The organism is Streptomyces sp. NPDC085596, from assembly GCF_044541565.1.
GTDB lineage: Bacteria > Actinomycetota > Actinomycetes > Streptomycetales > Streptomycetaceae > Streptomyces.
The window spans coordinates 206102-220339 of the sequence record NZ_JBITTC010000002.1 but is presented as its reverse complement, the minus strand read 5'-3'; the positions used below and the strand labels follow the sequence as shown (position 1 = coordinate 220339).

At 71.8% G+C, this 14238-nt stretch carries 13 protein-coding genes; 10 read left to right on the top strand and 3 right to left on the bottom strand.

Annotation, left to right across the window (positions count from 1 at the left end):
* The first annotated feature begins 4 nt into the window (after positions 1-4).
* The 5 genes from ispG (at position 5) to ACIGA3_RS06580 (ending at position 5270) form a co-directional block, all read left to right on the top strand.
* Positions 5-1138, top strand: a complete 1134-nt coding sequence (gene ispG, locus ACIGA3_RS06600) for a flavodoxin-dependent (E)-4-hydroxy-3-methylbut-2-enyl-diphosphate synthase (protein ID WP_399711192.1) — start codon at positions 5-7, stop codon at positions 1136-1138.
* Between the two features lie 34 nt (positions 1139-1172).
* Positions 1173-3080 carry a 1-deoxy-D-xylulose-5-phosphate synthase gene (gene dxs, locus ACIGA3_RS06595; protein ID WP_399711190.1) on the top strand — a complete coding sequence of 636 codons (1908 nt, stop codon included), beginning with the start codon at positions 1173-1175 and terminating at the stop codon, positions 3078-3080.
* Entirely contained in the window at positions 3081-4466 is a 1386-nt protein-coding gene (locus tag ACIGA3_RS06590; RefSeq protein ID WP_399711188.1) for an aspartate aminotransferase family protein, read from the top strand. It abuts the gene before it with no gap.
* Positions 4467-4527: 61 nt separating this feature from the next.
* A complete protein-coding gene (locus tag ACIGA3_RS06585; RefSeq protein ID WP_399711186.1) occupies positions 4528-5151 on the top strand; it encodes a helix-turn-helix domain-containing protein in 624 nt (207 codons plus the stop codon).
* A complete protein-coding gene (locus ACIGA3_RS06580; RefSeq protein WP_399711184.1) occupies positions 5148-5270 on the top strand; it encodes a DUF6126 family protein in 123 nt (40 codons plus the stop codon). Before ACIGA3_RS06585 ends, ACIGA3_RS06580 begins: the two co-directional genes overlap by 4 nt.
* A 19-nt stretch (positions 5271-5289) precedes the next feature.
* Here the strand turns inward: ACIGA3_RS06580 and ACIGA3_RS06575 are convergent, their stop codons facing one another.
* Positions 5290-6087 (bottom strand): tyrosine-protein phosphatase, encoded by a 798-nt coding sequence (locus ACIGA3_RS06575; RefSeq protein ID WP_399711182.1) that lies wholly within the window; start codon positions 6085-6087, stop codon positions 5290-5292.
* A 260-nt stretch (positions 6088-6347) separates the two neighbouring features.
* Between ACIGA3_RS06575 and ACIGA3_RS06570 the strand changes: the two genes are divergently transcribed.
* Both ACIGA3_RS06570 and ACIGA3_RS06565 read left to right on the top strand, forming a co-directional pair.
* Positions 6348-7133: an SGNH/GDSL hydrolase family protein gene (locus ACIGA3_RS06570; protein WP_399712450.1), complete on the top strand. Its 786-nt coding sequence runs from the start codon at positions 6348-6350 to the stop codon at positions 7131-7133.
* Positions 7134-7385: 252 nt separating this feature from the next.
* Positions 7386-8579: an MBL fold metallo-hydrolase gene (locus tag ACIGA3_RS06565; RefSeq protein ID WP_399711180.1), complete on the top strand. Its 1194-nt coding sequence runs from the start codon at positions 7386-7388 to the stop codon at positions 8577-8579.
* Positions 8580-8622: 43 nt separating this feature from the next.
* On the opposite strand, the gene ACIGA3_RS06560 is transcribed toward ACIGA3_RS06565, so the two are convergent.
* Together ACIGA3_RS06560 and ACIGA3_RS06555 are read right to left on the bottom strand one after the other, a co-directional pair.
* Complete coding sequence (locus ACIGA3_RS06560) at positions 8623-9069, bottom strand: SRPBCC family protein (protein ID WP_399711178.1); 447 nt, start codon at positions 9067-9069, stop codon at positions 8623-8625.
* Between the two features lie 34 nt (positions 9070-9103).
* Positions 9104-11038 (bottom strand): hypothetical protein, encoded by a 1935-nt coding sequence (locus ACIGA3_RS06555; RefSeq protein WP_399711176.1) that lies wholly within the window; start codon positions 11036-11038, stop codon positions 9104-9106.
* Between the two features lie 517 nt (positions 11039-11555).
* Between ACIGA3_RS06555 and ACIGA3_RS06550 the strand changes: the two genes are divergently transcribed.
* From ACIGA3_RS06550 to ACIGA3_RS06540, 3 genes are read left to right on the top strand one after another with little or no spacing between them, the layout of a single operon-like run.
* Positions 11556-12344 (top strand): ABC transporter permease, encoded by a 789-nt coding sequence (locus tag ACIGA3_RS06550; protein WP_399712447.1) that lies wholly within the window; start codon positions 11556-11558, stop codon positions 12342-12344.
* 44 nt (positions 12345-12388) lie between these two features.
* The gene (locus tag ACIGA3_RS06545) at positions 12389-13444 is read left to right on the top strand and encodes an ABC transporter substrate-binding protein (protein ID WP_399711174.1); all 1056 of its coding nucleotides are present in this window, start codon (positions 12389-12391) and stop codon (positions 13442-13444) included.
* Positions 13431-14237: an ABC transporter ATP-binding protein gene (locus tag ACIGA3_RS06540; protein WP_399711172.1), complete on the top strand. Its 807-nt coding sequence runs from the start codon at positions 13431-13433 to the stop codon at positions 14235-14237. The genes ACIGA3_RS06545 and ACIGA3_RS06540 overlap by 14 nt, the downstream gene beginning before the upstream one ends.
* Position 14238: the final 1 nt, after the last annotated feature.

The window sequence follows — 14238 nt, the reverse complement described above, 5'->3', positions numbered from 1 at the left end:
GGCCATGACGGCCGTCTCCCTGGGCGTCCCCGAGGTACCGGCCCGCCCCGTCGCCACCCGCAGGGTGTCGCGGCAGATCCAGGTGGGGCCGGTGGCGGTCGGGGGCGGGGCGCCCGTCTCGGTGCAGTCGATGACGACGACGCGTACGTCGGACATCGGGTCGACGTTGCAGCAGATCGCTGAGCTGACGGCGTCGGGGTGCCAGATCGTGCGGGTGGCGTGTCCGACGCAGGACGACGCGGACGCGCTGGCGACGATCGCGCGGAAGTCGCAGCTCCCGGTGATCGCGGACATTCACTTCCAGCCGAAGTACGTGTTCGCCGCGATCGAGGCGGGCTGTGCGGCGGTCCGGGTGAACCCCGGCAACATCAAGCAGTTCGACGACAAGGTCCGCGAGATCGCCAAGGCTGCCAAGGACCACGGCACCCCGATCCGCATCGGCGTGAACGCGGGCTCCCTGGACCGCCGCCTGCTCCAGAAGTACGGCAAGGCCACCCCGGAGGCCCTGGTGGAGTCGGCGCTGTGGGAGGCGTCCCTCTTCGAGGAGCACGACTTCCGGGACATCAAGATCTCGGTGAAGCACAACGACCCGGTCGTGATGATCGAGGCGTACCGGCAGCTCGCGGCCCAGTGCGACTACCCGCTGCACCTGGGTGTGACCGAGGCGGGTCCGGCGTTCCAGGGCACGATCAAGTCGGCGGTGGCCTTCGGCGCGCTGCTGTCCGAGGGCATCGGTGACACCATCCGCGTCTCCCTGTCGGCCCCTCCGGTCGAGGAGGTCAAGGTCGGGCTCCAGATCCTGGAGTCCCTGAACCTCAAGCAGCGCGGCCTGGAGATCGTGTCCTGCCCGTCGTGCGGGCGGGCGCAGGTGGACGTCTACAAGCTGGCCGAGGAGGTCACGGCGGGCCTGACCGGCATGGAGGTCCCGCTGCGGGTGGCGGTCATGGGCTGCGTGGTGAACGGCCCCGGCGAGGCCCGCGAGGCGGACATCGGTGTGGCCTCGGGCAATGGCAAGGGTCAGATCTTCGTGAAGGGCGAAGTCATCAAGACCGTCCCGGAGTCGAAGATCGTGGAGACCCTCATCGAGGAGGCCATGCGGCTGGCCGAGGAGACCGGCCAAGCGGATCAGGTGAGTTGAGGCAGAGCACGGCACGGACCGAGAGGGGGCCGGCGTGACGATTCTGGAGAGCATCCGGGGACCACGCGACCTGAAGGCGCTGTCGCAGGAAGAACTGAGTCAACTGTCCGGCGAGGTGCGCGAGTTCCTGGTGGAGGCGGTGTCGAGGACCGGGGGGCACCTCGGCCCCAACCTGGGTGTGGTGGAACTGACCATCGCCCTGCACCGGGTCTTCGAGTCACCGGTCGACCGCATCGTGTGGGACACCGGGCACCAGAGCTATGTGCACAAGCTGATGACGGGCCGTCAGGACTTCTCCAAGCTGCGCGGCAAGGGCGGCCTGTCCGGCTATCCCTCGCGCGAGGAGTCCGAGCACGACATCGTGGAGAACAGTCACGCCTCCACCTCCCTCGGCTGGGCCGACGGCCTCGCCAAGGCGCACCAGGTGCTGGGGGAGCGCGGGCACGTCGTCGCGGTCATCGGGGACGGCGCGCTGACCGGCGGCATGGCCTGGGAGGCGCTGAACAACATCGCGGCCGCCAAGGACCGCCCGCTGATCATCGTCGTCAACGACAACGAGCGCTCGTACGCGCCCACGATCGGCGGACTCGCCAACCATCTCGCCACGCTGCGCACCACCGACGGCTACGAGCAGGTCCTCGCCTGGGGCAAGGCGGCGCTCCAGCACACCCCGGTCGTCGGCGGCCTGCTCTACGAGGCCGCGCACGGCGCCAAGAAGGGGTTCAAGGACGCCTTCGCCCCGCAGGGCATGTTCGAGGACCTGGGGCTGAAGTACGTAGGCCCCATCGACGGCCATGACATCGGCGCCGTCGAGTCCGCGCTGCGCCGGGCCAAGCGGTTCCACGGGCCGGTGCTGGTGCACTGCCTCACCGAGAAGGGGCGCGGCTATCCGCCCGCCCTCGCCCACGAGGAGGACCACTTCCACACCGTGGGCGTGATGGACCCGCTGACCTGCGCCCCGCTCAGCCCCTCCGGCGGCCCCTCGTGGACGTCGGTGTTCGGTGAGGAGATCGTCCGCATCGGGGAGGAGCGTGAGGACGTCGTCGCCATCACGGCGGCCATGCTGCACCCCGTCGGCCTCGGCCCGTTCGCGGCGCGGTTCCCGGACCGGGTCTGGGACGTCGGCATCGCCGAGCAGCACGCGGCCGTCTCCGCGGCCGGGCTGGCCACCGGGGGAGTGCACCCGGTCGTCGCCGTCTACGCGACCTTCCTCAACCGCGCCTTCGACCAGTTGCTGATGGACGTGGCCCTGCACCGCTGCGGGGTGACCTTCGTGCTGGACCGCGCCGGGGTCACCGGCGTCGACGGGGCCTCGCACAACGGCATGTGGGACATGTCGATCCTCCAGGTCGTCCCCGGCCTCAGGATCGCCGCCCCGCGCGACGCCGCCCAGCTCCGGGCCCAGCTGCGCGAGGCGGTCGCGGTGGACGACGCCCCGACCCTGGTCCGCTTCCCCAAGGAGTCCGTCGGCCCCGAGATCCCGGCCCTGGGGCACGTCGGCGGCATGGACGTCCTCCACCGGGACGACGAGCCCGACGTACTCCTCGTCTCCGTCGGCGTGATGGCACCCGTCTGCCTCCAGGTGGCCTCGCTGCTCACCGCGCGGGGCATCAACTGCACGGTGGTCGACCCGCGTTGGGTCAAGCCCGTCGATCCCGCCCTGCCCGAACTCGCCGCAGGACACCGGCTGGTCGCCGTCGTCGAGGACAACAGCCGGGCTGCGGGCGTCGGTTCGGCCGTGGCGCTGGCCCTCGGGGACGCCGATGTGGACGTGCCCGTACGGCGGTTCGGCATCCCGGACCAGTTCCTCGCGCACGCCAAACGCGGTGAGGTGCTGGCCGACATCGGTCTCACGCCGGTGGAGATCGCCGGGCGGATCAGCGCGAGCCTCGCCGTCAGGGACGTGAGTGGCGACCGTGGCCGGCAGAACCAGGAGAGCTGAATGAGCACGGAGTTCGACCTCGAAGCCCTCCTCGCCGCGCGCGGAGCCGAGCGCTACGAGCTGCATACACGCCATCTCAACCCCCAACTCCCGCGCATGCTGCACACCATCGGCTTCGACAAGGTCTACGAACGCGCCGAGGGCGCCCACTTCTGGGACGCCGAGGGCAACGACTATCTCGACATGCTCGCCGGGTTCGGCGTGATGGGCCTCGGCCGCCACCACCCGGTCGTCCGCAAGGCCCTGCACGACGTGCTCGACCTGTCCCTCGCCGACCTCACCCGCTTCGACTGCCAGCCGCTGCCCGGCCTGCTCGCCGAACGCCTCCTCGCCCACAGCCCGCACCTGGACCGGGTGTTCTTCGGCAACAGCGGCACCGAGGCCGTCGAGACCGCCCTGAAGTTCGCCCGCTTCGCCACCGGCCGCCCCCGCGTCCTCTACTGCGACCACGCCTTCCACGGCCTCACCACCGGCTCGCTGTCGGTCAACGGGGAGGACGGCTTCCGTGACGGCTTCGCCCCGCTGCTCCCCGACACCTCCGTACCCCTCGGTGATCTCGCCGCGCTGGAAAGGGAGTTGAAGAAGGGAGATGTCGCCGCCCTCATCGTCGAGCCCATCCAGGGCAAGGGCGTGCACGAGACTCCTCCCGGTCATCTCCGGGCCGCGCAGGAGCTGTTGCACAAGCACAAGGCGCTGCTCATCGCCGACGAGGTGCAGACCGGCCTCGGCCGCACCGGCGACTTCTACGCCTACCAGCACGAGGACGGCGTCGAGCCCGACCTGGTGTGCGTCGCCAAGGCGCTCTCCGGCGGCTATGTCCCCGTCAGCGCCACGCTCGGCAAGGACTGGATCTTCAAGAAGGTCTACTCGTCCATGGACCGGGTCCTGGTGCACTCCGCGAGCTTCGGCTCCAACGCCCAGGCCATGGCCGCGGGGCTCGCCGTGCTCTCCGTCATGGAGGACGAGCAGATCGTCGCCCGCGCCCGGACCATGGGCGAGCTGCTGAAGTCCCGGCTCACCGCGCTCATCGGCAAGTACGAGCTGCTGGCCGACGTGCGTGGCCGGGGGCTGATGATCGGGATCGAGTTCGGCCGCCCCGACTCGCTGAAGCTGCGCGGCCGCTGGACCATGCTCCAGGCGGCCCGCAAGGGCCTGTTCGCGCAGATGGTCGTCGTACCGCTGCTCCAGCGGCACCGGATTCTCACCCAGGTCTCCGGCGACCACCTGGAGGTGATCAAGCTGATCCCGCCGCTCGTGATCGACGAGGCGGACGTGGACCGGTTCGTGGACGCCTTCACCGCCGTCATGGACGACGCGCACAGCGGTGGCGGGCTGATGTGGGACTTCGGCCGGACCCTGATCAAGCAGGCCGTCGCCGGACGCTGAGGCTTTTTGCCTCTGAGGCAAGAAAATTGCCCGACAGGCAAAATTCGGGCTGAATGGAGGCATGAACGCCTCCGAAGCGGCCTCCCCGGCGGGCCAGGGCGACGACCTGCCCGCCGTGGCGCCCCAACTGCGCGCCCTGCGCCGCCGGGCCGGTCTCACCCTGGAGGCCGCGGCCGGGGCCGCCGGGCTCTCCCCGGCGCACCTCTCCCGGCTGGAGACCGGCCACCGCCAGCCCTCGCTGCCGATGCTGCTGGCCCTCGCCCGCATCTACGGTACGACGGTCTCCGACCTGCTCGGTGAGACGGCCGCCGACCGGGACGCCATCGTCCGCGCCGCCGACATGGAACCCACCCGCGCCGCCGGCTGGACCTACTTCCAGGCCGGCGCCCCCGGCCGCGGCATGCAGGCCCTGCGCGTGCGGGTGCCGTACCGCCCCCAGGGCGACATCGTGCGCGTCCACCCCGGTGAGGAATGGCTCTACGTCCTCACGGGGCGCCTGAGGCTGCGCCTCGGGGACAGCTCACATCTGCTCGCGCCCGGCGACAGCGCACACTTCGACTCGCTCACCCCGCACCGCCTCAACGCCGACGACCACGACGGCGTGGAGCTGCTGTTCGTCCACACCTTGCTGCAGAGCCCCACGGCCACGCTGTGCCTGGGCCATCCCACCGGAGAGCCGTCATGAGTGACATGGAAGAGAAGCTGCCGCCCGCCCTGTGGATCCGGGTGGTCATCTACGTCGTCCTCGGCCATCTCCTGGCCGCCTTCCTCTTCCTGCTGTTCTCGCTCGGCGCCAAGGGCTGAGGGGCGGCCGGGGCGCCGGTCAGCCGACCAGGCGCTCGTGCAGCCGCTCCCGCGCGGAGTCCGAGAGCTTCAGCCCCCGCTCCAGGTACGCGTCCACACCGCCCCACGTGTCCTCGATGCTGTCGAAGGCCGCCGCGAGGTACTCGGCGCGTGCGTCGAAGAGTGGGCTGAGCAGCTCCATCACCTCGGGCGTGTACGCGCTCGCCTGGTCGCCGCCGCGCCGGACCTTGTAGCGGCGGTGCTTGGCGTTGGACTCCAGGTAGTCGGCGGTGATCGCCTCCCGGTCCACGCCCACCGCGAGCAGCGTCACCGCCACCGAGATGCCCGCGCGGTCCTTGCCGGCCGCGCAGTGCATCAGCGCGGGCACACTGTCCTCGGCCAGCGCGTGCAGAACCCGGGAGTGCTCGGCGGTGCGCTCGGTGACGATCTTCCGGTACGAGGCGATCATGCGGCCCGCGCCCTTGCCGTCCGACAGGATGTCCCGCAGCTGGTCGAGGTCGCCGTCGCGGACCATCCGCCAGAACTCGGCGCCGTCCGCCGGGTCGCTCAGCGGGACGTTCACGTTCCGCACGCCGGGCAGCTCGACATCGGGGCCCTCGAGCCGCTGGTCGGCCGTGTTGCGGAAGTCGAAGACCGTGTGCAGGCCGAGGGAGGAGAGATAGGCCGCGTCCTCCTCGGTCGCGTGCGCGAGATGCCCGCTGCGGAACAGCACCCCGTACCGCACCCGGCGTCCGTCCACCGTCGGCAGGCCGCCCACGTCACGGAAGTTGCGGACTGCGGCCAGCTCGGGCTCGGTCGACGGGACCTGCTGCGTCACGGGTGCTCCTGGAGGCTCCGCCCCGCCACGCGGCTCGTCGACGGGCGCACCGCCGACGATACGACATCGGATTTCCCCGGCTCCGACCCCATGATCGGCTGTTCGGCATGGCATCCGGGAGGGCTATTCCTCGATTGGCAAATTCTTTAAGGGTGGCTTATATCACCGTTCGTCAACCCCTGCCTACGGTCGCGTAGGTCACATCCGAAGGTGAATCATGGGCCGACGTGGCAGACGATTCGGAGAATGACAACAGGACAGTGATCGGGTCGTACGTGGCGGTGGGGGACAGCTTCACCGAAGGCGTCGGCGACCCCGGCCCCGACGGGGCGTTCGTCGGCTGGGCCGACCGACTGGCGGTACTCCTCGCCGACCGGCGGCCCGAAGGCGACTTCATGTACACGAACCTGGCCGTGCGCGGGAAACTGCTCGACCAGATCGCGTCGGACCAGGTACCCAAGGCGGCACGGCTCGCCCCGGACCTCGTCTCCATCTGCGCGGGGGGCAACGACATCATCCGCCCCGGCACCGACCCGGACGAGACGGCCGAGCGCTTCGAGCGCGCCGTGGCCCGGCTCGCGGCGGGTGCGGGCACCGTGCTGGTGGCGACCGGCTTCGACACCCGCGGCGTTCCGCTGCTCAAGCACATGCGCGGCAAGATCGCCACGTACAACGGTCATGTACGGGCCATCGCCGACCGGTACAACTGCCCCGTGCTGGACCTGTGGTCCCTGAAGTCCGTCCAGGACCGCAGGGCCTGGGACGGCGACCGGCTGCATCTCTCGCCCGAGGGCCACACCCGTGTGGCGCTGCGCGCGGGACAGGCGCTCGGCCTTCAGATCCCGGCCGACCCCGAGCAGGCATGGCCGGTGCTGCCGCCGCGCGGCACGCTGGAGATCCGGCGCGACGACGTGCACTGGGCGCGTCAGCATCTCGTGCCGTGGATCGGGCGCCGTCTGCGCGGGGAGTCCTCCGGGGACCATGTGGTGGCGAAGGGCGTGCTGTCGCCGAGCGACATCAGGATGCGGATCGCGCCGGTGGCGTGAGGCCGTCCGCCGCCCCTGCGCGTCCTCTGCTCGCGGGGGCGGCGGCCCCTGGCACGCTTTCGTCGCGTGTCCGTCGTCCGGGCGCAAGGGAGTCGACCGCTCGCGGTGGGTCAGATCCGGAACACTGTTCGGGAACAGTGAGGGCCGTGAGCGCGTTGGGACTTGTGGCCGGGTCACCCGGCCCACGGCGGCTCCGGGCCGCCACAGCTGCCGACGACAATGGAGCCCTCCGTGACTCCACCTGGAGGTACCGTGTCCGGTCTGCGTTCCCAGAGCTCCGGGCTCCGCGCGCTACAGCCCGAAGCCTTCGGCGCGGAACCGCGCGGTGAGCGCCTCGCGCGCATCCACCGCTCCCCGCATTTCAAGGACGGCGTCTTCCAGAACCCCGGCGGCACGGCCAGCACCCGGCCCTCCGGCTCCGCGCTGGACCTCGCCAAGGCGTTCTTCGACAAGGACACGCGTCCCGTCCGCGCGCCCCACGGCACCATCCCGGTCCACCCCACCACCGTGGCCGACCTGGCCAAGCCGCCGGTCTCCGGCCTCAGGGTGACATGGCTCGGACATTCCAGCGTGCTGGTGGAGATCGACGGGCACCGGGTCCTGTTCGACCCGGTCTGGGGTGAGCGCTGTTCGCCGTTCCCCTTCGCCGGGCCCAAGCGACTGCACCCGGTCCCGCTGCCGCTGGCCGCGCTCGGACCGGTCGACGTGGTGGTCATCTCCCACGACCACTACGACCATCTCGACCTGCCCACCATCAAGGCGCTGGCCGGGACCGACACCCTGTTCGCCGTCCCGCTGGGCGTGGGCGCGCACCTCGAACACTGGGGGGTGTCCCCGGACCGGCTGCGCGAGCTGGACTGGCACGAATCCACCGAGGTCGGCGGCGTCACGCTCACCGCGACCCCGGCCCGCCACTTCTGCGGGCGCGGCCTGCGCAACACCCAGCACACCCTGTGGGCCTCCTGGGTCGTCGCGGGCGAGCAGCACCGGGTGTACCACAGCGGCGACACCGGCTACTTCGACGGCTTCAAGGACATCGGCGCGGCGCACGGCCCGTTCGACGTCACCATGATCCAGATCGGCGCGTACAGCCCCTACTGGCCCGACATCCACATGACCCCCGAGGAGGGCGTCCGCGCCCACCTCGACCTCCAGTCCGGCACCCCGCACGGCGTCCTCCTCCCCATCCACTGGGGCACCTTCAACCTGGCGATGCACGCGTGGGCGGAACCGGGGGAGTGGACGAAGGACGCGGGTGAAGCGGTGGGCCAGGTCGTGGCCTCCCCCCGACCGGGCGAGCCGTTCGAACCCGGTGGCCGGGTCCCGTCCGACCCGTGGTGGCGGACGGTGGCCCACGCGGTCGCCCACACCTGGGAGCGGCAGGAGCCGGTCAAGGCAGCGGCTGCGGAAGGCCGGAGCGACGACCTCAACTACAGCGGGTCGTAACGGCGTTGAGGTGGGCCCCCGCTGAGCGATGCTCAGGAATCGTTCAGGACAGGGGCAAAGCCGACTCGATCGCCTCCGGCATCGTGTGGGTGATCTCGTCGCCGAGGCGTTCGAACTCGCCGCGTAGGAACGGGTCTGCGAGGCGGGCCAGGCCGTGGAACTGGATGTCGGCTTCGTAGGTGATCTCGGTGCCGGCCGGGGCGGGGCGGAAGGTGAGGTTGTCGGTGGAGGTGGCTGTGCTGTTGGTGCCGACGAAGGTCAGGCGGTCTTCGGCGCGGTGTTCCAGGCGGTAGTCCAGCTCGGTGCGGCGGCCCCGGAATTCGGAGACGTTGTGCCAGGTGGCGCCCTCGGTGGGGGTGCCCGTGCCGTCCGTCCGGGCGCATTCCTGGGTGCCGGGGTCCCAGTCCACGGCGTGCGCGAAGTCGGCCAGGTAGTCGATCACGGCGGGCAGGGGGCGGGGGACGGTGAAGGAACGTCGGACGTGGACCATGGTCGTTCTCCAGTGCTCGGGCAGCGGGTCGCCGTTACTGCCGGGTACCCCCGGATGACCCGGAACCGACCTCCGGCAGCCTCTCGCCCGAGGTCAGGCGGGCCCGGACCATCGTGGACGCGTCCTCGGGCGCCCGTACCGCCAGGGTGTGCCCGCTCCGGGTTGCCGTCACGTCGCCGGTGAGGGTGAGCGAGGTGACGGCGCGGCTGCCCGCCGCCAGGACGTACCCATGGCCGCGCGGGGACTTCCAGTGCGTCCGGGCCACCACATGCTGACCGAACCTGCTGCACGCGGCCGTCGACCGGACCCGCGTCACCACCTGCGCGTTCTTGCCCGGACGGCGCAGGGAGACGGTCACGTTCCCCGGCCCCTGCCAGGTGTCCGCCCGTGCGCACGTCCACACGGCGTGGCCTCCGCCGTCCGGCAGATCCTGCTCGGCGAAGTCCCAGGCGTTGACCGCCCGCACCCCCGAGCCTCCCGCCGGGTCCAGGTCGCAGCCGTTCTGGCGCCAAGCCACCAGCGCGGCCGGGCCGGTCGCCTCGCGCGGCTGCCGGGCGGGCGGTGAGCCATGGCCCGGCAGGGGCGTGTACGTCAGATGCGCGGGCGTGAGACCGCCGAGGTCGGCCAGCAGGAACGCGTGATGCTCGGCGATCGCCGGGGACGACCGCAACTGGAGCGCCGGACGGCGCCCGCAGCCGCCGCCCGTCCACCGGGGCACCGGCGCGGTGACTCCGTCCGGCGCCACCGAGAGCGGCCGCGCCGGGGAGTCCGGCCGGGTCAGATCGCGCACCGAGGACTCCGCCACCCACGGCGCCAGCAGATACCGCACCGCGCCACCTCGCTCGTCCAGCGCGAGAGCCGCGGCCGTGGTCACGTCGGCGTCGTCCACGCGGGCCAATACGAGCAGGGCACCCGTGCCCGACTCGTCGTACCTCACCAGGCGTTGGCCGTCGTGGAACACCACCACCGCGCGCCCGCTGACCGACCCGGCGTACAGCAGCCGTGGCGCGCGAGGCGGGGGGTCGGCCGGGGTGCCGGGGGCGCGGACGACCCGGGTGCCGGACGGCGGGTCCGCCCAGACGGCCAGCGCCCGGTCAAGCAGCGCGCGGTCGCGCACCCGGTCCCCGCGCGCGGGCCAGGCCGTGAAGTCGACCCGCGAGGTGTCCGCCCACGCACCAGGGTCGACCCGGACCAGATCGGCGGACCGGGGCTCGCGCGCGTACGACCCCGGTGTGTCCGGCGCCGAGTACGTGACGGCGGCCAGTCCGCCCGCCGCGAGCGCCCCCGCCAGTACGGCGACGGCGGCCAGGCGTACCCGGCGCCGGCGGCGCACCAGGTCGGTGGGGCGGGCGCGCAGGGTGCACGCGTCGAACTCGTCCGAGGTGAGCACCGCCGCCGCGGCCGCCCCCAGTGATGTGTCGAGCCGGGCCGCCTCCCGTACGGCTACCCGGGCCTGGTCCACCCCGGCCGCCTCCAGCACCCCGCGCGCGTGGTCGGCCGTGAGGCCCTCCACGCGGAGCAGGACGAAGGCGGCGCGGGCCGGGGCGGACAGCTCCGACAGGGCCTGGCCGAGCGCCATCTCCTCGGCCCCGCCCGAGCGCGGCGCCAGCCGCAGCCCGAGCACCACGGGCAGCCGGGGCACCAGCAGCCGGGGCGGCCGGACCCCCTCGGGCCACAGCCGGGGCCGCCGGCACTGGGCGAGCGCGGCGCGCACCACCGCCACCCGGAGCGACCGGTCCGGGTCGGCCCCTGGTGAGCGGGGCGCCGGTACGGCGGGCGTGGCGTCGGGCAGGCTGCGCTGCACCAGCGAGTGCGCGGCGAGGACCCGGCGGTGGCGGCCGAGGGAGGCCGGGAGCACGAGGTAGGCCAGGCGGACCAGCTCGGCGTACCGCTCGGCGAGTCTGCGCTCGGCGTGCAGCAGGCGGCGGCGCGAACCGTGCGGGGAACGACTGAGCGAGGACAGGACCATCGGGCGACTGCCTTCCGCGACCGGGGACGTTCGGAGCTGGTGCTACGGCAAACGAGTGAACGCCGCCCGGGTCACAGCGCGTTTCGGCGGCCTGTCCAGGCAGAACGTTTCTCTCGCCCGCCTCTCCCGCCCCCCTTTCTCACCCAGTGGTCCACTTCGTGGACACCTCTTGGTGGTGAGCCCCGGCTGCGGTAGAAAAGGGCCCCATGAATCCCATGCCGTTGGTGCGACGCCTGGTCATCGACCTGTGCCGATGCCCGGCCGCGTGTTGTCGCTGACCGCCGCTGTCCGCGCGTCCCTGACGGTCCGCTCCGCCCGGTGAAGTAACCCGGCGCGGTATCAGGCGAGTTGTCTCTCGTAGGACCGGTCTCTCCCGCTGTGCAGGCGGCACCTCGCTGTCCCCTCTTCTCACATCGCCGCTGTTACGAGGCCCCCATGGAGGCCGCCCGTGTCCCTTTCCCTGCGCCCGGAGAAGGCCGACCCGCTCCCGGCCGCCGCCGCGACCCGCCCGGCCCGTATACCAAGTGCCGTACGGCGTACCGCACTTCCGCTGGGCTCGCTCGTGCTGTTCCTCCTCCTGTGGCAACTGCTCGCGGTGAGCGGCACCTGGAGCGAGACGCTGGTGCCGCCGCCGGCCAAGGTGTGGCGGGCCTTCGTCGACGTGTCGACCACCCACGGCGGGGTCCGGGGCTACAACGGCACCTATCTCATCGAGCACTTGGGCATCAGCCTGCGCCGCATCGCGTTCGGCGCCGGTATCGGCATCGCCGCCGGCGTGGTGTTCGGCCTGCTCATGGGCACCATCGGCTGGGTGCGCTCGCTGTTCGAGCCGTGGATCACCTTCCTGCGGACGCTGCCCCCGCTGGCCTACTTCTCCCTGCTCATCATCTGGCTCGGCATCAACGAGGAGCCCAAGATCACCCTGCTGGCCGTGGCCGCGTTCCCGCCGGTGGCCGTCTCCACCACCACCGCCGTGGCCGCCGTACCGAAGGCGCTCACCGAGGCCGCCCGCGCGCTCGGCGCCTCACGCTGGGACGTCGTACGGGACGTGGTCATCCCCTCCGCCCTGCCAGAGACGCTCACCGGCGTCCGGCTGGCCGTCGGGGTCGCCTACTCCTCCCTGGTGGCCGCCGAGTTGGTCAACGGGCTGCCCGGTATCGGCGGCATGGTCAAGGACGCCGCCAACTACAACAACACCCCGGTCGTGCTCGTCGGCATCATCGCCATCGGCATCTCCGGCCTGATCATCGACGGCCTGCTGCTGCGCCTGGAGCGGGCCGTCGTGCCCTGGCGCGGCCGCACCTGAGACCCGTACGCCCACCGAACTCCCCGTACAGAAACGGCCTTCCGATGACCTTCGCCAACCACCGCCCCTCCCGTCGTCAGCTGCTCGCGGGTGCGCTCGCCGTCGCCGCCACCGCCGCGGTCACCGGCTGCTCCACCGACAGCTCGGCGTCGTCCTCCGGTTCCGGGAAACGGCTGCGGATCGGCTACTTCGCCTTTCCCAGCGGCGACTTGATCGTCAAGAACAGAAAGCTGCTGGAGAAGGCGCTGCCGGACCACACCATCACCTGGATCAAGTTCGACTCCGGGGCGAGCGTCAACCAGGCTTTCCTCGGCAAGTCCCTCGACATCGCCGCGCTCGGGTCGAGTCCGTTCGCGCGCGGGATATCCGGGCCGTCGCCGATCCCGTACAAGGTCGCCTGGATTCTCGACGTGGCGGGGGAGAACGAGGCGCTGGTAGCGCGCAAGAGCGCCGGTGTCACCGACGTGGCCGGGCTCAAGGGGCGCACGATCGCCACGCCGTTCGCGTCGACCTCGCACTACAGCCTGCTGGCCGCGCTGGACAAGGCCGGGCTGAAGCCGTCCGACGTCAAGCTGATCGACCTCCAGCCGCAGGCGATCCTCGCCGCCTGGCAGCGGGGCGACATCGACGCCGCGTACGTCTGGCTGCCGACGCTGGACGAGCTGCGCAAGACGGGCAAGCAGCTCACCAGCAGCAGGCAGGTGGCCGGTTCGGGCAAGCCGACCCTGGACCTCGCCGTCGTCTCGGACGAGCTGATCGCCAGCGACCCGAAGGCGATCGACGCCTGGCGCAAGGCGGAGGCCGAGGCGCTGCGACTGCTCAAGTCCGACCCCGAGGGCTCGGTGAAGGCGGTCGCGGCCGAGCTGAACATCAGCGCCGCCGACGCCAGGGCGCAGCTCGCGCAGGGCGTGTTCCTCACCCCTGAGCAGGTGACCTCCGCCGAGTGGCTGGGCACCGACGGCAAGCCCGGCAAGCTGCTGACCTACGTCGGCGACACCGGCCGCTTCCTGGCCGGCCAGAAGCAGATCGACGCGGCGCCCTCGGGGGCCTCCGTCGAGAAGGCGTTCTACCTCAAGGGGCTGCCCGATGTCCTCAAGTGAGCTGGCAGAAGCAGAAGTCGCGTCACATGGTGTCGAGGGCGGTGCCGTCCGGCTCGACCGCGTCACCCACCGGTACGGAGCCGTGACCGCCGTCGGCCCCGTAGATCTCACCGTGCCCACTGGGGAGTTCCTCGTCCTGGTCGGCGCCTCGGGCTGCGGCAAGAGCACGCTGTTGCGGCTGATCGCCGGGTTCGAGCGGCCCACCGAGGGCACCGTGACGGTCTCCGGCACCGGCCCCCGCCCCGGCGACACGGCGGGCGTCGTGTTCCAGACGCCGAGGCTCTTCCCCTGGCGCACCGTGCGCGGCAACCTCGACCTCGCCCTGCGGTACGCGGGTGTCGAACGCGCCCAATGGCCCGAGCGGCGGGCCGAGTTGCTGGCGCGTGTCGGTCTGGAGGGCACCGAGGCGCGCCGCATCTGGGAGATCTCCGGCGGCCAGCAGCAGCGCGTCGCCATCGCCCGCGCGCTCGCCGCCGAGAACCCACTGCTCCTGCTCGACGAGCCGTTCGCCGCCCTGGACGCGCTCACCCGCGAACGGCTCCAGGAGGACGTGCGGAGGATGGCCGCCCAGGCCGGGCGCACCACGGTGTTCGTGACGCACTCGGCCGAGGAGGCCGTCTTCCTCGGCTCCCGCATCGTGGTGCTGACGAAGAGCCCGGGGACCGTCGCCCTGGACCTGCCGATCACCCTGCCGCGCGGTGAGGTGGACGCCGAAGAGCTGCGCGGCTCACCGGAGTTCGGCGAGCTGCGCGCCGAGGTCGCGCACGCCGTCAAGAGCGCCGCCGCTTCCTGAA